The 16255-nt window shown below is 69.6% G+C and carries 16 protein-coding genes; 7 read left to right on the top strand and 9 right to left on the bottom strand.

Annotation, left to right across the window (positions count from 1 at the left end; translation table 11 throughout):
- Positions 1-17 precede the first annotated feature (17 nt).
- Positions 18-1745, bottom strand: coding sequence for an AMP-dependent synthetase/ligase (locus ICW72_RS16875; RefSeq protein WP_191083773.1), 1728 nt, complete (start codon positions 1743-1745; stop codon positions 18-20).
- Positions 1746-1809: 64 nt separating this feature from the next.
- Here ICW72_RS16875 and ICW72_RS16870 point away from each other — a divergent pair, with 64 nt between their 5' ends.
- Both ICW72_RS16870 and ICW72_RS16865 read left to right on the top strand, forming a co-directional pair.
- On the top strand, positions 1810-3627 hold the full coding sequence (locus tag ICW72_RS16870; protein ID WP_223880645.1) for a M3 family oligoendopeptidase: 1818 nt from the start codon (positions 1810-1812) through the stop codon (positions 3625-3627).
- Positions 3624-5006 carry an ABC1 kinase family protein gene (locus ICW72_RS16865; RefSeq protein WP_191083771.1) on the top strand — a complete coding sequence of 461 codons (1383 nt, stop codon included), beginning with the start codon at positions 3624-3626 and terminating at the stop codon, positions 5004-5006. The genes ICW72_RS16870 and ICW72_RS16865 overlap by 4 nt, the downstream gene beginning before the upstream one ends.
- A gap of 3 nt (positions 5007-5009) precedes the next feature.
- Here the strand turns inward: ICW72_RS16865 and ICW72_RS16860 are convergent, their stop codons facing one another.
- The 3 genes from ICW72_RS16860 to hslV are packed head-to-tail and all read right to left on the bottom strand — an operon-like array spanning position 5010 to position 7304.
- Positions 5010-5357: a hypothetical protein gene (locus ICW72_RS16860; RefSeq protein ID WP_191083770.1), complete on the bottom strand. Its 348-nt coding sequence runs from the start codon at positions 5355-5357 to the stop codon at positions 5010-5012.
- A 52-nt stretch (positions 5358-5409) separates the two neighbouring features.
- Positions 5410-6729 carry an ATP-dependent protease ATPase subunit HslU gene (hslU, locus tag ICW72_RS16855; protein ID WP_269749858.1) on the bottom strand — a complete coding sequence of 440 codons (1320 nt, stop codon included), beginning with the start codon at positions 6727-6729 and terminating at the stop codon, positions 5410-5412.
- 14 nt (positions 6730-6743) lie between these two features.
- Positions 6744-7304, bottom strand: a complete 561-nt coding sequence (hslV, locus tag ICW72_RS16850; RefSeq protein WP_191083768.1) for an ATP-dependent protease subunit HslV — start codon at positions 7302-7304, stop codon at positions 6744-6746.
- A gap of 94 nt (positions 7305-7398) precedes the next feature.
- On the opposite strand from hslV, the gene ICW72_RS16845 reads away from it, so the two are divergent.
- Both ICW72_RS16845 and ICW72_RS16840 read left to right on the top strand, forming a co-directional pair.
- A complete protein-coding gene (locus ICW72_RS16845) occupies positions 7399-8730 on the top strand; it encodes a leucyl aminopeptidase family protein (RefSeq protein WP_191083767.1) in 1332 nt (443 codons plus the stop codon).
- A gap of 193 nt (positions 8731-8923) precedes the next feature.
- The gene (locus ICW72_RS16840) at positions 8924-9328 is read left to right on the top strand and encodes a MarR family transcriptional regulator (protein WP_184382872.1); all 405 of its coding nucleotides are present in this window, start codon (positions 8924-8926) and stop codon (positions 9326-9328) included.
- A 25-nt stretch (positions 9329-9353) separates the two neighbouring features.
- Here the strand turns inward: ICW72_RS16840 and ugpC are convergent, their stop codons facing one another.
- The 5 genes from ugpC to ICW72_RS16815 all read right to left on the bottom strand — a co-directional run bounded on the left by ugpC (position 9354) and on the right by ICW72_RS16815 (position 14856).
- A complete protein-coding gene (gene ugpC, locus ICW72_RS16835; RefSeq protein WP_191083766.1) occupies positions 9354-10427 on the bottom strand; it encodes a sn-glycerol-3-phosphate ABC transporter ATP-binding protein UgpC in 1074 nt (357 codons plus the stop codon).
- The gene (ugpE, locus tag ICW72_RS16830; protein WP_191083765.1) at positions 10427-11329 is read right to left on the bottom strand and encodes a sn-glycerol-3-phosphate ABC transporter permease UgpE; all 903 of its coding nucleotides are present in this window, start codon (positions 11327-11329) and stop codon (positions 10427-10429) included. Before ugpE ends, ugpC begins: the two co-directional genes overlap by 1 nt.
- The gene (gene ugpA, locus ICW72_RS16825) at positions 11329-12210 is read right to left on the bottom strand and encodes a sn-glycerol-3-phosphate ABC transporter permease UgpA (protein WP_191083764.1); all 882 of its coding nucleotides are present in this window, start codon (positions 12208-12210) and stop codon (positions 11329-11331) included. Before ugpA ends, ugpE begins: the two co-directional genes overlap by 1 nt.
- Positions 12211-12265: 55 nt before the next feature.
- Entirely contained in the window at positions 12266-13615 is a 1350-nt protein-coding gene (gene ugpB / locus ICW72_RS16820; protein ID WP_191083763.1) for a sn-glycerol-3-phosphate ABC transporter substrate-binding protein UgpB, read from the bottom strand.
- Positions 13616-13731: 116 nt separating this feature from the next.
- On the bottom strand, positions 13732-14856 hold the full coding sequence (locus ICW72_RS16815) for a diaminopropionate ammonia-lyase (protein ID WP_223880644.1): 1125 nt from the start codon (positions 14854-14856) through the stop codon (positions 13732-13734).
- Here ICW72_RS16815 and ICW72_RS21135 point away from each other — a divergent pair.
- Genes ICW72_RS21135 through ICW72_RS16805 form a run of 3 tightly spaced genes read left to right on the top strand, consistent with a single transcriptional unit; the run spans position 14855 to position 16253 of the window.
- Positions 14855-15244 (top strand): NAD-dependent epimerase/dehydratase family protein, encoded by a 390-nt coding sequence (locus ICW72_RS21135; RefSeq protein WP_269749824.1) that lies wholly within the window; start codon positions 14855-14857, stop codon positions 15242-15244. The genes ICW72_RS16815 and ICW72_RS21135 overlap by 2 nt on opposite strands.
- Complete coding sequence (locus ICW72_RS21130) at positions 15241-15864, top strand: NAD-dependent epimerase/dehydratase family protein (protein WP_269749823.1); 624 nt, start codon at positions 15241-15243, stop codon at positions 15862-15864. Before ICW72_RS21135 ends, ICW72_RS21130 begins: the two co-directional genes overlap by 4 nt.
- On the top strand, positions 15861-16253 hold the full coding sequence (locus ICW72_RS16805; RefSeq protein WP_191083761.1) for a RidA family protein: 393 nt from the start codon (positions 15861-15863) through the stop codon (positions 16251-16253). Before ICW72_RS21130 ends, ICW72_RS16805 begins: the two co-directional genes overlap by 4 nt.
- Positions 16254-16255 lie beyond the last annotated feature (2 nt).

The following is a 16255-nucleotide window of genomic DNA, read 5'->3' as shown; positions in this document are numbered from 1 at the left end:
TCCTTCGGTGGGCCAGATCAGCCCAACCCGTTCACAATGCCCGCATAACGCTCCAGCACCAGCCGGCGCTTCACCTTCATGGTAGGCGTCAGCATGCCGTTTTCCACCGAGAAGGGCTCGGTGACGGGGGCCCAGCGGCGGATGCGCTCGACAGGCGAGAGCTTGGCATTCACCCGCGCCACCGCGCCCGCCAGGCTTTCCGCCTGGCCCTCGGCCGCCACCAGCAGGGCCACCACGCCGGACATGCCCTCGCCGGCGGCCACCGCCTGGGCGATCTCGGGCTCGCCCACCAGCAGGGCTTCGAGCTTGGAAGGGGCCACCATGTCGCCGCCCTTCAGCTTGATGAAATCCCGCTTGCGGTCGGTGATGACGAGGCGCCCCTCCTCCATCCGCCCCACATCGCCGGTGTGCAGCCAGGTCTTGCCATCGCCCTCAGGCACGCGCAGGGCGGCCTCGGTCGCCTCCGGGTTGTTCCAGTAGCCATCCATGACGAGGTTGCCCGCCACCAGGATCTCGCCATCCCCGGCGATGCGGACCTCCACCCCCGGCAAGGGCGGGCCCACGCTGCGCCGGGCGTTGTCCCAGGGCAGGTTCACGCTGATGACGGGGCCGGCCTCGCTCTGCCCGTAGCCCTGGATCAGCGGCAGGCCCAAGGCCAGGAAAAAGCCGGACAGCTCGGGGTCCAGCCGCGCGCTGCCCGAGACCAGCGCCCGCACATTGCCGCCGAAGCGGCCGCGGATCTTGTTGCGCACCAGCCGGTCCAGCACCGCATCCTGCAGCTTTTCCAGCAGGTTCAGCGGCGGGCCGTCCATCTTCCGCAGGCCCAGCGCCAGCGCCTGGTCGAAGAGGCGCTTCTTGAGGCCGCCATCCTTCTCCACCTGGGCGGTGATGCGGGCGCGCAGCACCTCGAACAGACGGGGCACGGCGGTGATGATGGCGGGCTTGAACTCGGCCATCTCGGCGCCGAGGCGGTCGGCGCCGCGGGAATAGACCACCTCCATCCCGAAGGAGGGCAGCAGGAAGCCGCCCACCGTGTGCTCATAGCTGTGCGACATGGGCAGGAAGGAGAGATAACGCTCACCCGCCACATGGAGCCGCTCGATCAGCGGGCGCACGCCCTCGCGGTTCGCCAGCAGGGCGCGGTGGGGCAGCATCACCCCGCGCGGCGCGCCGCCGGTGCCGGAGGTGTAGATGAGACAGGCGAGGCGCCCGGCCGGGATCTGCTCGGCCTCGGCCATCAGCGTGACCACGTCGCCCGGCGCGGCCTCCAGCGCGGCCCATTCGGCCAGGCGGCCGCCCTGGGGTTCGGGCGCGCCGGCCTCCATGCACACCAGCAGGTCGAGCCCCCCGGTGCGGCCCGCCGCCTCGCCCACCGCACGCGCCAGCGCGGCGGTGGACACCACCGCCACCCGCGCCCCGCTGTCGCCCAGCACATGGGCGTGGTCGGCCACGGTGTTGGTGACATAGGTGGGCACGGTGACGGCGCCGATGGTCATCACCGCCACATCCGTGATCAGGAATTCGGGCCGGTTCTCGCTGACCAGCAGCACGCGGTCACCGGGCATCACGCCCTGGGCGCGCAGCCAGGCGGCCACCGCCGCCACCTTCATGGCGAAATGCCCCCAGGACAGCGTCTGCCACCGCCCGTCGCGCCAGGCCGTCAGCATGGGCCTGTCCGGCATTTCGCGTGCCAGGCCCAGCATCATGCCGGGCAGGCTGGTCCAACGTGTTCCGGCTTGATTCATGTTTCCCTCCCGGCTCTCCGCGCGTGTGCCTTGGCCGCGCCTTGTCTTGGCATATATGAGAGGAATGCAAGACCGCCCCTTTCCGCTGCGCGCCCCCCTCGATGCCTCCGCGGGGGAAGCCGCCCTCCCCGCCTGGGACCTGTCCGACCTCTACAAGGGGGAAGACGACCCCGCGCTGGAAGCGGACCTGACCCGGGCCGAGGCCGAGGCCAGCGCCTTCCAGGACCGTTTCGCCACGAAGCTGGGCGGGCTGTCCGGCGACGGGCTGGCCCAGGCCATCGCGGAATATGAGCGGATCGAGGAAATCCTGGGCCGGGTGATGAGCTTCGCTCAACTGGTCTTCTCGGGCGACGCGCAGAACGCCGGCAATGGCCGCTTCTACCAGACCATGCAGGAGCGGGTGACGACCATCTCCTCCTACCTGGTCTTCTTCACGCTGGAGCTGAACCGGCTGGAGGAATCCGCGCTGGAGGAGAGGCTGCGCGAAAGCGCGGCCCTGTCCCGCTTCCGCCCCTGGCTGCGCGACCTGCGCGTCTGGCTGCCGCACCAGCTTCCCGACGAGATGGAGAAGCTGCTGCACGAGAAGGAGGTGACGGGCCGCGCCGCCTGGAACCGCCTCTTCGACGAGACCATGGCCAACATGCAGGTGACGGTCTCGGGCGAGGAACTCTCCGTCTCGGCCGCGCTGAACAAGCTGTCCGACACCGACCGCGCGGTGCGCGAGGCCGCGGCCAAGGGCGTCTCGGAGGCCTTCGCCTCGCGCATCCGCCTCTTCTCCCTCATCACCAACACGCTGGTGAAGGACAAGGAGGTGATGGACCGCTGGCGCAAGCACCCGCGCCCCGGCTCCTCCCGCAACCGCGCCAACATGGTGGAGGACGAGGTGGTGGATGCCCTCGTCACCGCCGTCCGCGGCGCCTATCCGCGGCTGTCGCACCGCTACTACGCCATGAAGGCGAAGTGGCTGGGGCTGGACAAGCTGCAGCACTGGGACCGCAACGCGCCCATTCCGCGCGACACCGACGCGACCATCCCCTGGCCCGAGGCCGTCTCCCGCGTGCGCGCGGCCTATGGCGCCTTCTCGCCGGAGCTGGAGCGGGTCGCCGCGCCCTTCTTCGACAAGCCCTGGATTGACGCGGCCCTGCGCCCCGGCAAGGCGGGCGGGGCCTTCGCGCACCCGACGGTGCCCTCGGCGCACCCCTATCTGCTGCTGAACTATCACGGCAAGGCGCGGGACGTGATGACGCTGGCCCATGAGCTGGGCCATGGCGTGCACCAGCGCCTGGCGGCCGAGCAGGGCTATCTGATGAGCGGCACGCCGCTGACCCTGGCCGAGACCGCGTCGGTCTTCGGCGAGATGCTGACCTTCCGCGCCATGCTGGACGCCGAGACGGACCCGCAGAAGCGCCGCCTGCTGCTGATCGGCAAGGTGGAGGACATGCTGAACACGGTGGTCCGCCAGATCGCCTTCTACCGCTTCGAGACCCTGCTGCATGATGAGCGCCGCAAGGGCGAATTGAGCGCCGAACGCATCGGCGAGCTCTGGATGAAGGTGCAGACGGAAAGCCTCGGCCCCGCCTTCGAGTTCACGCCGGATTACGCCGTCTACTGGGCCTATGTGCCGCACTTCGTGCACAGCCCCTTCTACGTCTATGCCTATGCCTTCGGGGATTGCCTGGTGAACGCGCTCTATGGCGTGTTCCGCGACGGCACGGTGCCGGATTTCGAGGCCAAGTATCTCGACATGCTCCGCGCCGGCGGCACGCTGCGCCACAAGGAATTGCTGGCGCCCTTCGGCCTCGACGCCTCGCGGCCGGAATTCTGGAACAAGGGCCTCGACGTCATCGCGGGCTTCATTGACGAGTTGGAACAGACCGCATGAGCGAGCCCCGCGAGAGCACCCTGTTCGGCGAGGTGCGGCGGATGGTCCGCACCTCCGGCGCCGTCACCGGCATCGCGGCCCGCGTGGCGGGCGAGCGCTATCTCGGCATCAAGACCAACAAGGACAGCCATGCCGAGGACCTCAAGGCCATCCTGGGCGGGCTGAAGGGCCCGATGATGAAGGTGGCGCAGTTCCTCGCCACCATCCCCGACGCGCTGCCCGAGGAATACGCGCGCGAACTGGCCACGCTGCAATCCAACGCGCCGCCCATGGGCTGGGCCTTCGTGAAGCGCCGCATGGGCACGGAGCTCGGCCATGACTGGCAGAAGCATTTTTCCGAGTTCGGGCAGGAAGCGGCCGCGGCCGCGAGCCTGGGGCAGGTTCACCGCGCCACGCTGAAGGACGGCACGCGCGTCGCCTGCAAGCTGCAATACCCGGACATGCCGAGCGTGGTCGAGGCCGACCTGCGCCAGCTCAAGCTCGGCATGCAGCTCTACCGCCGCATGGACAGCGCGCTGGACAATGAGGACGCCTACGCGGAAATCGCCGACCGGCTGCGCGAGGAACTCGACTACACGCGCGAGGCCTCGCACCAGCGCCTCTACGACATCATCCTGGCCGATGAGCCGAACGTCCATGTCCCCACGCCCATAGACCACCTGACCACGCGCCGCCTGCTGACCATGACCTGGCTGGAGGGCGGCTCCATCCTGAAGCGCCTGGACGAGGACCCGCCGCTGGAGGAGCGCAACGACTACGCCCGCGCCCTCTTCGCCGCCTGGTACAAGCCCGTCTATCGCTATGGCGTGATCCATGGCGACCCGCATCTGGGCAACTACCAGATCCGCCGCCCGACCGATGGCGCGCCGGGCGGGCTCTCCCTGCTCGATTTCGGCGTGGTGCGGATCTTCCCGCCGCACTTCATCACCGGCGTCATCACCCTCTACGAGGCGGTGCGCGACGGCGATGACGACAAGGCCCACCATGCCTTCGAGGTGTGGGGTTTCCGCAACCTCTCGCGCGAGACCATGCTGGTCCTGAAGAAGTGGGCGGATTTCCTCTACGAACCGCTGCTGGAGGACCGCGTGCGTCTCATCCAGCAATCCAGCGACCCCACGCATGGGCGCAAGGTGGCGGAGGAGGTGCATCGTGGCCTCAAATCCACGGGCGGCGTGCGCATCCCGCGCGAATTCCCGCTGATGGACCGCGCGGCGATCGGCCTGGGCAGCGTGTTCTTCCGCCTGAAGGCGGAGCTGAACTGGCACCGCATGTTCCACGAGCTGATCGAGGGCTACAACGAGGCCGCCCTCGCCCAGCGCCAGGCGGAAGCCCTGGCCCAGGCGCGTGTGCCCGGGCCGGTGGTGGCGCCCACGAAGTAGGGGTCAGCGGCGCGGCTGGACCTCCTCGATCCGGCCGCCGCATCCGCGGAAGCAGCGGTCGAAATCGCCGCTGCACCGCCAGGACTGGTTGAGGCAGGCGGGCGGCTGCACGCAGCCCATGCCGCGCGATTGCACGCAGCGGTTATACGCCGCCATGGCGAAATTCCGGCTGGCGTTGCAGTGCTGGTAGTCGCGATCCGCGAAGGCGCGGCATTGCTGCTGGTCGAAGCGGCATTGCGAGACGCAGGCCTGCCCCTCGGGCCCCGGCGGCGGAATATAGGCGTATTCCGTGCAGGCCCCCAGCGCGAAGAACGCCAGCAACAGCACCCAGCTTCGAAACTTCGTGAACATCCGGCCCGCCATGATCTGCACCGCAGATGATGGCGGGCCGCGTCCGGCTTGGCTACAGGATGTAGCGCGACAAATCCGCGCTGGCGGCCAGCGGTGCCACACGGTCGCGCACCATGGCGGCGTCCACCGTCACCGTCTCGCCGCGGCGGTCGCTGGCGTGGAAGCTGACATCCTCCAGCAGGCGTTCCAGCACGGTGGCGAGTCGCCGCGCGCCGATGTTCTCGACGCTGGCGTTGATCTCGGCGGCGAGGTCCGCCAGCGCGTCCACCGCCTCGTCCAGGAAGACCAGTTCCACGCCCTCGGTCGCCATCAGGGCGCTGGCCTGCTTGAGCAGGGAATGCTCCGGCTCGGTCAGGATGCGGCGGAAATCGTCGCGGGTCAGCGCCTTCAGCTCCACGCGGATGGGCAGGCGGCCCTGCAATTCCGGCAGCAGGTCCGAGGGCTTGGACAAGTGGAAGGCGCCCGAGGCCACGAAGAGGATGAAGTCCGTCCGCACCGGGCCGTGGCGCGTGTTGACGGTGGTGCCCTCGATCAGCGGCAGCAAATCACGCTGCACGCCCTCACGCGAGACATCGCCGCCGCGGAAGCCGCCCTCGCTGGTGCGCGCGCAGATCTTGTCGATCTCGTCCAGGAAGACGATGCCGTTGTTCTCGGCGTTCTGCACGGCGGCGCGGGTCAGCGCCTCGCTGTCGAGCAGCTTGTCGGCCTCGTCGCGGATCAGCGCCTCGCGCGCCGCCTCCACCGTCATGCGGCGGGGCTTGGCACGGCCGCCGAACATCTTGCCCAGCATGTCCTGCATGTTCTGCATCTGGCCAGGGGGCATGCCGGGCATGTCCATCATGCCGATGGGCGTGCCCTGCGGCTCGCTCACCTGGACCTCGACCTCGCGGCCCTCCAGCGTCCCCTCGCGCAGCATGCGGCGGAACTTCATGCGCGTCTCGCCGGACGCGCCCTCGCCCACCAGGGCGGAGATGATGCGTTCCTCGGCCTGCAACTCGGCCTTGGCCTGCACGCCGCGCCGCGCCTGCTCGCGCTGCTGGAGGATGGCGGCCTCCACCAGGTCACGCACGATGCTCTCCACGTCGCGGCCCACATAGCCGACCTCGGTGAACTTCGTGGCCTCGACCTTGAGGAAGGGCGCATTGGCCAGCCGCGCCAGGCGCCGCGCGATCTCCGTCTTGCCGCAGCCCGTGGGGCCGATCATCAGGATGTTCTTCGGCACCACCTCTTCCTGCAGGCTCTCCGGCAGTTGCTGCCGGCGCCAGCGGTTGCGCAGCGCGATGGCCACGGCGCGCTTCGCGTCGTTCTGGCCGATGATGAAGCGGTCCAGCTCGCTCACGATCTCGCGCGGGGAGAGGTTGACCGTCTCGATGGGGGTGATCTCGTTCATGCGGGCAACGTCTCCAGGATGAAGTTGCCATTGGTGTAGACGCAGATATCGGCGGCGATCTTCATGGAGCGGCGGGCGATCTCCTCGGCGGAAAGCCCCTCCACCGTCATCAGCCCCCGCGCGGCGGCCAGCGCGTAATTGCCGCCGGAGCCGATGCCGATGATGGCGTCCTCCGGCTCCAGCACGTCGCCATTGCCGGTCAGCAGCAGGGAGCGGTCCTTGTCGGCCACTGCCAGCAGCGCCTCCAGGCGCCGCAGGTAGCGGTCCGTGCGCCAATCCTTCGCCAGCTCCACGCAGGCGCGTTCGAGCTGGTCGGGGAAGCGTTCGAGCTTGGCCTCCAGCCGCTCCAGCAGCGTGAAGGCATCGGCGGTGGCGCCGGCGAAGCCGGTCAGCACGCGCCCCTGGGCGATGCGGCGCACCTTGCGCGCATTGCCCTTCACGACGGTCTGGCCGAGCGAGACCTGGCCATCGCCCGCCATCGCGACCTTTCCGTCGCGCCGCACGCAGAGGATGGTGGTGCCGTGCCAGCCGATCGGATCATGTGTTGTGTTCGACATGCTGCCGATGTGGCGCGTCGGCCCCGCTTCGGCAATGCGGCTTGCCCGATCGCATGACGGACCCGAACATCGCGCATCTATGGAGAGTGACCCGATGCTGCCCTGCCTCGCCCCGGCCGATTCGCCCGCCCTGCCGCTGCATGTGGTGACGCCAGGCGGCTGGGAGGCCCTGCCCGGCGCCGGTTTCGCCCGCGCGAGTGGCTTCCGCGCCAAGCCGGGGGAACTCGTCCTGCTGCCGGGCGCGGAGGGGTTGGCCGGCGCGTTGCTGGGCGCGCCCGAGACGCCGCACGGCTTCGGCGGCCTGCCCTTCGCCCTGCCCGAGGGCACCACCTGGCGCGTGGAAGGTGCCGATCCGGCCGATGTGACCCTGGGCTGGTGCCTGGGCGCCTACCGCTTCACCCGCTTCAAGCCCGGCAAGCGCCCGCCCGCCCGGCTGGTCGCCGCGCCCGGCCATGAGGACGCCGCCATCGAGGCCGCGGCCATCTGGCGCGCGCGGGACCTGATCAACACGCCCGCCAACCACCTGGGGCCGGCCGAGCTGGCGGCCGCCGTGGCGGAAATCGGCGCCGCGCATGGCGCGCGCGTCGAGATCATCGAGGGGCCGGCGCTGGAACAGGGCTTCCCCGCCGTGGCGGCCGTCGGCCAGGGCAGCCCCCGTGCGCCCCGCGTGGCCGTGCTGGAATGGGGCGAGGCCGATGCGCCCTTGGTGGCGCTCTGCGGCAAGGGGGTCTGCTTTGACACGGGCGGGCTGGACCTCAAGCCCTCCTCCGCCATGCTGCGGATGAAGAAGGACATGGGCGGCGCCGCGGTGATGATCGGGCTGGCGGAGGCGCTGATGGCCTCCCGCGCGCCCATCCGCCTGCTGCTTCTGGTGGGCGCGGTGGAGAACAGCGTCTCCGGCACCGCCTTCCGCCCCCTGGACGTGATCCGTACCCGCAAGGGGCTGACGGTCGAGATCGGCAACACCGATGCCGAGGGAAGGCTGGTCCTGGCCGACCTGCTGGCCTTCGCCACCGAACGCCGTCCCCGCCTGATCCTGGACGGCGCCACCCTGACGGGCGCCGCGCGCGTGGCGCTGGGCCCGGACCTGCCCGCTTTGTTCAGTAACGATGAGAGCCTTGCCGCCGCGCTGCTGGCGGGCGGCGAGGCCGCGGGCGAACCGCTCTGGCGCCTGCCCCTGCACCAGGGCTATGCGGGCTGGCTGGACAGCCCGGTCGCCGACCTCAACAACGTGTCCGCCAAGCCCATGGCCGGCGCCATCGTGGCAGGTCTTTTTCTTCAGCGATTTGCGCCAAGTGACATTCCGTGGGGACACCTGGACCTGTATGCTTGGAATGACAGTTCCCGCCCTGGCCGTCCCGAAGGAGGCGAAGCCACCGGACTGCGCGCCCTGCGCCGAGGGATGATGAACTTCCTGCATGATTGAACCGGCATTCGCTCAACCTGCAAGTTTTTGAACGAGCGGTTGATGAATTCCTTGCAATTTTCTCGGCGCTGATCCCTACTGTTCATATGGCGGCAACCCCATGTGGACGCCATCACAGTCAAATTCCGCGAGCCAGAGGGGCCTCCGACTTCATCCGACCCCTCCAAGGCCCTGCCGGGAAAGGAAGGATGCCATGTCTGTCCACTCCAACCCCGACCAGCTGGTGGGCGTCCTCCGCGACACCATCGTGGCGCTGGTCCGCCGGGATGGGCCGGACTTGTCGGCCCGCCAGCTTGGTGTGTTCCTCACCGTGTATCTGAGCCCGGGGCCGCACACGGTCCGGGGCCTCGCGCATGAGCTGAACGTCTCCAAGCCCGCCATCACCCGCGCCCTCGACCGCCTGGGCGAGCTGGACCTGGCCCGCCGCAAGGTGGACCCCATGGACCGCCGCAGCGTGCTGGTGCAGCGCACCCTCAAGGGCTCGGTCTTCCTGCGCGACCTGCGCCAGACCATGGCCGAGGCCGAGGGCATCATCACCGAGATGCCCCTGCCGGACTCGGCCATCGCGGCCGAGCTGGAAGGCGCGGGCTACCGCTGAGCCCGCTTGCGGGGCGCGGCGGCCTTCAGCCGCCCGCCTCCAGTCGCTTGCCCGTCTCGCCGTCGAAGACGTGCAGGGTGTGCAGCGGGACGATGACGTTGAGCGCGCCATCGGAATAGGCGCTGCCGGGCAGCTTCGCCGTCACTTCCGTGCCATCCGCCAGGCGCGCATGGATGACGCTCTCGCCTCCCAGAGGCTCCACCAGATCAACCTGGAGTTCCAGCCCGCCCTGGCCGGGCGTGAGGTGCTCAGGCCGCACGCCGATGGTCAGCTTGCGGCCGGCCGGGCCTGGGCGCGGGCCGTCATGGAAGGGCAGGACGAGGCCGTTGCTGTCAAGGCGCGCGGCATGGCCGCCCTCCTCCAGCGTGGCGGGGAAGAGGTTCATGGCCGGGCTGCCGATGAAGCTCGCCACATAGGTGTCGGCGGGACGCGCCCAGATCTCCATGGGGGTCGCGATCTGCGCGGCGTGGCCGGCATGCATGACCACCAGGCGGTCGCCCAGGGTCATGGCCTCCACCTGGTCATGCGTCACGAAGAGGCTGGTCACACCCAGGCGCTTCTGCAGGCGCCGGATTTCCGCGCGCATCTGCACGCGCAGCTTGGCGTCGAGGTTGGACAGCGGCTCGTCGAAGAGGAACAGCTTGGGCTCGCGCACGATGGCGCGGCCCATGGCCACGCGCTGCCGCTGCCCGCCCGAGAGCTGCCGCGGCCGGCGTTCCAGCAGCGCGCCGATGCCCAGCAGGTTCGCCGCCTCCTGCACCCGGGCCGCGATCTGGTCGCGCGGCAGGCCCCGGATCTTGAGGCCATAGGCCATGTTGTCGAAGACGCTCATGTGCGGGTAGAGCGCGTAGTTCTGGAACACCATCGCCACGTCGCGCTCGGCGGGTTCGAGCGCCGTGACATTGCGCCCGGCGATGACGACATTGCCGGTGCTGGCCGTCTCCAGCCCCGCCACGATCCGCAGCAGGGTGGATTTGCCGCAGCCCGAGGCGCCGACGATGACAATCATCTCGCCATCGGCCACGTTGAGGTCAATGCCGTGCAGCACATGGGTGGGCCCGAAGGCCTTGGTCACGCCCTGGATGTTGAGGGTCGCCATTACTTTTCGGTCTCCGTCAGGCCCTTCACGAACCAGCGCTGCATGAGGATGACAACGGCGACCGGCGGCAACAGGGCCAGCACGGTGGTCGCCATGACGATGTTCCATTCGGTGTCGGCTTCCGCCCCCAGCATCTTCACGATGCCGATGACGATCGTCTCCACATCCGTGCTGGTCGTGACCAGCAGGGGCCAGAGATACTGGTTCCAGCCATACACGAAGAGGATGACGAAGAGCGCCGCGATGTTGGTGGCCGAGAGCGGCAGGACGATGTCCTTGAAGAAGCGCATCGGCCCCGCGCCGTCCATCTTGGCGGCCTCCACCAGCTCATCCGGGATGGTCAGGAAGAACTGGCGGAACAGCAGCGTGGCCGTGGCGGACGCGATCAGCGGGATGATCAGCCCCTGATAGGTGTTCACCATGCCAAGGTCGCTCACCACCTGGAAGGTGGGGAAGATGCGCACCTCCACGGGCAGCATCAGCGTGATGAAGATGGCCCAGAAGCAGAGCATCCGGCCGGGGAAGGAGAAGAACGCCACCGCATAGGCCGAGGTGATCGAGATGGCGAGCTTGCCCACCGTGATCAGCAGCGCCATCACCGCGCTGTTGAACATCATGGTCGAGACGGGCACGGAGGCGCGGCGGGTGTTCCCCTCGCTCCAGGCCGTCGCGTAGTTGTTCCACCCCTCGGAGCCCGGCAGCAGGGGCACCTCGCCCCGGCCGATGGTGGCCGCGTCATGGGTGGAGCCCATCAGCACGATCCAGATGGGCAGGGCGAAGAGCACCACGCCCAGCAGCAGGATCACATGGGTGGTGAGGTCGGCGCCGAGGAAGCGGCGGCGGCGCGGCGCCTCCGCGGCCAGCGGCACGGGGGCCGCAATGGCGGGCTGAACCTGAGACATCAGTAATGCACCCTGCGTTCGATGAAGCGGAACTGCACCAGCGTCAGCGCCATCACCGCGATCATCAGCACCACCGACTGCGCGGCCGAGGAGCCGAGGTCGAGGTTCACCCGCCCGTCCACATAGGCGCGGTAGATCATGGTCTGGGTGGCGTTGCCGGGCCCGCCGCCGGTCAATGCGTCAATGATCCCGAAGGTGTCGAACACGGCCGAGGTGATGTTGATCACCAGCAGGAAGAAGGTGGTGGGCGACAGCAGCGGGAAGATGACGGTCCAGAAGCGGCGCGAGGGGCTGGCGCCATCAATGGCCGCCGCCTCCAGCACGGATTTCGGGATGGATTGCAGCCCCGCCAGGAAGAAGAGGAAGTTGTAGGAAACCTGCTTCCACGCCGCGGCCAGGATGACGACGAGCATCGCCTGGTCCCCGTTCAGCCGGTAGTCCCAGGGCACGCCGAAGCCGTTCAGCGCCCGGCCGAGCAGGCCAAGGCTCGGGTGGAACAGGAAGATGTAGAGCACCGCCGCGATGGCGGGCGCGATGGCATAGGGCCAGATCAAGAGGGTGCGGTAGGTGTCGCGCCCGCGGATATGCCGGTCCGCCAGCACGGCCAGCAGCAGCGCCACGCCCATGGAGAGCACGGTCACCCAGAAGCTGAACCAGATCGTGTTCCAGACCACCTGCAGGTAGCGATCATCGGCGAAGAGGTCCTGGAAGTTCTCCAGCCCCACGAACATGACCGAGATGCCGAAGGCGTCCTGGCGCAGGAAGGAATACCGGATGGCCTCCGCCGCGGGCCAGAAGAAGAAGATGGCGGTGACGATGAGCTGTGGCGCAAGCAGCAGATAGGGAAGCAGCTTGTTGCCGAAGATGACCTTGCGCCGCATGGGGCCTCACGGAAAGGAAGGGGGGCGGAACAGCCGCCCCCGGGATGGTTCAGTCTCAGCGGCGGTTGGCGCGCTCGAAGTTCCGCAGCACCACGTCGGCGCGGCGGTTGGCGTTGGCCAGGGCCGTCTGCGCGTTCTGCTGGTTCTGGAAGCCGCGCTCAAGCTCTTCCTGGATGATGTTGCGGATTTCCACGAAACCGCCCAGGCGGAAGCCCTGGCTGTTCGGCGTGGGCTCCGCGCGGGAGAGCTGGGTGATGGCGGCGTCCGCGCCCGGGTTGCGCTCGTAGAAACCCTCGGCCTTGGACGCCTCGTAGGCGGCCAGCGTCAGCGGCACATAGCCGGTGACCTGGTGCCACCACTTGTCCTGCTCCACCTCGGAGATGAAGCGGTAGAACTCCGCCACGCCGCGATATTCGGCCGCGGTGCGGTTGCGCGAGGTCAGCGCCCAGAGGCTCGCGCCGCCGATCACGCCATTCTTCGGGCTGGTGGTGATGTCGCCATGGTGCGGCAGCACCACCGAGGCCCAGCGGAACCGCGCCTCGCGCTGCACCGCGGCCCGGCCGGCGGAGGAGTTGAAGCTGATCGCCGCCTGGCCGGCCGGGAAGGCCGCGCCGCCGCCGCCGTCGCGGCCGCCATAGGTGAAGTGGCCGGCGCGCTGCATCTCCAGCAGCATCTCGGTCTGCTTCAGGAAGATCGGGTCCGCGAGGTTCATCCGCGCGTCCAGACCCTGGAAGCCGTTCGCGGGCGTGGCCAGCGCGACGTCGTGGATGGACGACATCTGCTCATACATCACCCAGGTCGGCCAGGCGGTCGTCATCGCCATCTCGGCCGCGTTGCGGGCGCGGATGGCCTGGGCGGCGGCGCGCACCTCGGCCCAGGTCTTGGGCAGGTCGGTGGTGGACAGGCCCGCGCGCTCGAAGGCGTCCAGGTTCAGCCACATCACCGCCGAGGAGGAGTTGTGCGGCATGGAGATCATGCGGCCCTGGGTGTCGCTGTAGTAGCCGCGCACACCGGCCAGGTAGCGCTGCGGGTCGAGCTCGATGCCCGCCTCGCCCAGCAGTTCATAGACGGGACGGATGGCGGGGCCCGCGCCCATCATGGTGGCGGTGCCGACCTCGAAGACCTGCGCGATGTGCGGGGCCGTGCCCGCGCGCCAGGCGGCGATCGCGCCGCTCATCACCTCAGGGTAGGAGCCGCGGAAGGTCGCCACGACGCGGTAGCGGTCCTGGCTCTCGTTGAAGCGCTGCGCCTGTTCGGCCACGCGCTCGCCCAGGGCGCCCGCCAGCCCGTACCAGAACTGGATCTCGACGCGGCCGCCGGCGCCGGTCTGGGCGCGGGCCGAGGGGGCGATGAAGGGAACGGACAAAAGGCCGGCCGAACCGGCCAGCAGTGAGCGGCGCTGCATGAAGGTGCTCTCCCAGGGTGTTGGTCTTGCGGGGCGCTATACGCGCTTGGTTGCCTCGGTGTGACAGTTTCTTTGCAGAATGATGAAGGCGACCATCCCCTGGCAAGAGGCTTCGTTCACCCTCCCGTAAGTTCGGCGTAGAGGGCGGGGTCCGTGGCGCCCTCCGTGCCGAAGACCAGCACCCGGCTGTCCGCCCCCAGGCCGAGCACCGCCCGGGCCGAGACATCCGCCATGGCCGATTCGAAGGCGATCAGCCCCGCCACGGCACTTTCGCCCGCCTCGATGCCCCGCGCATGCAGGGCGCGCATGGCCGGCGCCACGGCCGAATCGGGGACCGCCATGAAGGCGAAGGCCGCCCGCTCCAGCTCCTGCCAGGCGAGCAGGGAGGGCTCGCCGCAGGCCAGCCCGGCCATGATGGTGTCCAGCGCGCCGGTCACGGCCCGCATCTCGCCGGCGGCGGCGCTTTCCAGCAGGCAGGCGGCCTCCTCCGGCTCGGCCACCACCAGCCGGGCGCCGGGGGCCTGGTGGCGCAGCTGGACCGAGACGGCAGCCGCCACGCCGCCCACGCCGCCGGGGACGAAGACATGGGTGGGGGGCGCGGGCATCTGCGCCAGCGCCTCCTCCGCCATCAGGCGGTAGCCCTGCATCACGTCGCGCGGGGGCTCGGTGTAGCCGGGGTAGGAGGTGTCGCTGATGACGAACCAGCCCTTCTCGTCGGCCGCGCGCTGGGCGGCGCGGACGCTGTCATCGTAGTTGCCCGGCACCTCGCGCACCTCGGCGCCGAAGGCGGCGATGGCGTCGCGCCGCCCCTGGGACACGTTCTCGTGCACGAAGATGACGCAGCGCGCGCCGAAGCGCTGGGCGCCCCAGGCCACGCTGCGGCCGTGATTGCCATCGGTGGCGCAGGTGACGGTGATCTGTTCCGTCGCATGGGCATATTGGCCGGATTCCAGGGCTGCGCCGTTCGCGTTGTTGGCCGTGCCGCGCCGCGCCAGCTCCTGCCCCAGCAGCCGGGCCACCGCATAGGCGCCGCCCAGGGCCTTGAAGCTGCGAAGCCCGAAGCGCGCGCTTTCATCCTTGTAGTGCAGGCTGGCGACCCCCTCGGCGGGGATGGCGTGGAGCGGGGTGGGGGCATAGCCCGGCCAGGCGGTGATCTCGGCGCGGGCGCGGCGATACCCCCCTTCGGGCAGGACGATGATGCCGGGGGTGCCGTGGTTGGCGTTCAGGACGAGACGGTGCATGGCCCGCACCTTGGCGGGGCTTCCGGCGCGGGGCAATCTCGGCGTCATGCACATCACCATCCTGGGCGGCGGGGGCTTCCTCGGCCGCAAGCTGGCACAACGGCTGGCGGCGGGCGCCCTGCCCGGCTGCACGGGCCTGACCCTGTTCGACCTGCACGAACCCGCGCCGCTGAACGCCCCCTTCCCGGTGCGCCGCCTGGCCGGCGACGTGGCGGACCCGGCACAGCTGCGCGCCGCCATCCCGCCCGGCACGGGCCTCGTGGTGCATCTGGCCGCCGTGGTGAGTGCCGCGGCCGAAGCGGATTTCGACCTGGGCATGCGGGTGAACCTGCACGGCACGCTGGCCGTCATCGAGGCCTGCCGCGCCCTGCCCGCCCCCCGCGCGTGATCTTCACCTCCAGCGTGGCGAGCTTCGGCGGCGGCCAATCCGCCCATCTGCCCGATGATTCGCGCCAGCTTCCGGCCAATTCCTACGGCGCGCAGAAGGCGGCGGCGGAACTGCTGCTGCAGGACGCCACGCGCAAGGGCTTCATGGACGCCGTCTCCATCCGCCTGCCCACGGTCATCGTCCGCCCCGGAAGGCCCAACAAGGCGGCGAGTTCCTTCGTCTCGGCCATCCTGCGGGAGCCCTTGCTGGGGCTGGAGACGCCCCTGCCCGTGGGCGAGGATTTCGCCGTCTGGGTCTGCTCGCCCCGCCGCGCGGTGGAGTGGTTCCTGCACGCGGCGCGGATGGACACGGCCCCGCTCGGCCTCGACCGGGGCGTGAACCCGCCGGGGCTCTCGGTCACGGTGCGCGAGATGCTGGCCGCCCTGACCCCCGCCGAGCGCGCCCTGGTGAAACCCGAGCCGGACGCCAATGTGGCCGCCATCGTGGGCGGCTGGCCCGCCAGCTTCACCGCAGACCGCGCCCGCGCCCTGGGCTTCACCCCGCAGGAGGGCGTGGCCGACATCCTGGCCGCCTTCCGCGAGGATGACCTGGGGGCCACACGGGCCGAGCGGGGCCTGTGACGGACCTTACCCATTTCGTCCTGGGCGATGGCCCCAGGCGCGTCGCCCCCTTCAGCCATGCGGTGCGGGCGGGGGATTTCCTCTTCGTCACCGGCCAGATGCCGACCGACCCTTCCGACAACACGCGCTGCGTGCCGGGCGGGGTGGAGGCGCAAACGCGCCAGGTCATCGCCAACCTGAAATCCGTGCTGTTGGGCTGCGGCGCGGAGTGGGAGCGCGTGGTGATGGCCCGCATCTACCTGACCGAATTCGCCCGCGACTACGCGGCCATGAATGCCATCTGGGAGGCCGAATTCCCGCCGGGCAAACTGCCCGCGCGCACCACGGTGGGGGTGACGGGGCTGGCGCTGGGCGCGCTGGTGGAAATCGACTTGGTGGTGGCGGTCTAGTT

Source organism: Roseococcus microcysteis (assembly GCF_014764365.1).
GTDB lineage: Bacteria > Pseudomonadota > Alphaproteobacteria > Acetobacterales > Acetobacteraceae > Roseococcus > Roseococcus microcysteis.
This window is presented reverse-complemented; position numbering and strand designations above follow the sequence as displayed.

What these genes read in the sequence shown, in the direction of transcription:
- ICW72_RS16875 (WP_191083773.1), bottom strand. Translation starts at nt 1,745, where the DNA reads ATGAATCAAGCCGGAACACGTTGGACCAGCCTGCCCGGCATGATGCTG.
- ICW72_RS16870 (WP_223880645.1), top strand. Translation starts at nt 1,810, where the DNA reads ATGCAAGACCGCCCCTTTCCGCTGCGCGCCCCCCTCGATGCCTCCGCG.
- ICW72_RS16865 (WP_191083771.1), top strand. Translation starts at nt 3,624, where the DNA reads ATGAGCGAGCCCCGCGAGAGCACCCTGTTCGGCGAGGTGCGGCGGATG.
- ICW72_RS16860 (WP_191083770.1), bottom strand. Translation starts at nt 5,357, where the DNA reads ATGTTCACGAAGTTTCGAAGCTGGGTGCTGTTGCTGGCGTTCTTCGCG.
- hslV (WP_191083768.1), bottom strand. Translation starts at nt 7,304, where the DNA reads ATGTCGAACACAACACATGATCCGATCGGCTGGCACGGCACCACCATC.
- ICW72_RS16845 (WP_191083767.1), top strand. Translation starts at nt 7,399, where the DNA reads ATGCTGCCCTGCCTCGCCCCGGCCGATTCGCCCGCCCTGCCGCTGCAT.
- ICW72_RS16840 (WP_184382872.1), top strand. Translation starts at nt 8,924, where the DNA reads ATGTCTGTCCACTCCAACCCCGACCAGCTGGTGGGCGTCCTCCGCGAC.
- ugpC (WP_191083766.1), bottom strand. Translation starts at nt 10,427, where the DNA reads ATGGCGACCCTCAACATCCAGGGCGTGACCAAGGCCTTCGGGCCCACC.
- ugpE (WP_191083765.1), bottom strand. Translation starts at nt 11,329, where the DNA reads ATGTCTCAGGTTCAGCCCGCCATTGCGGCCCCCGTGCCGCTGGCCGCG.
- ugpA (WP_191083764.1), bottom strand. Translation starts at nt 12,210, where the DNA reads ATGCGGCGCAAGGTCATCTTCGGCAACAAGCTGCTTCCCTATCTGCTG.
- ugpB (WP_191083763.1), bottom strand. Translation starts at nt 13,615, where the DNA reads ATGCAGCGCCGCTCACTGCTGGCCGGTTCGGCCGGCCTTTTGTCCGTT.
- ICW72_RS21135 (WP_269749824.1), top strand. Translation starts at nt 14,855, where the DNA reads ATGGCCCGCACCTTGGCGGGGCTTCCGGCGCGGGGCAATCTCGGCGTC.
- ICW72_RS16815 (WP_223880644.1), bottom strand. Translation starts at nt 14,856, where the DNA reads ATGCACCGTCTCGTCCTGAACGCCAACCACGGCACCCCCGGCATCATC.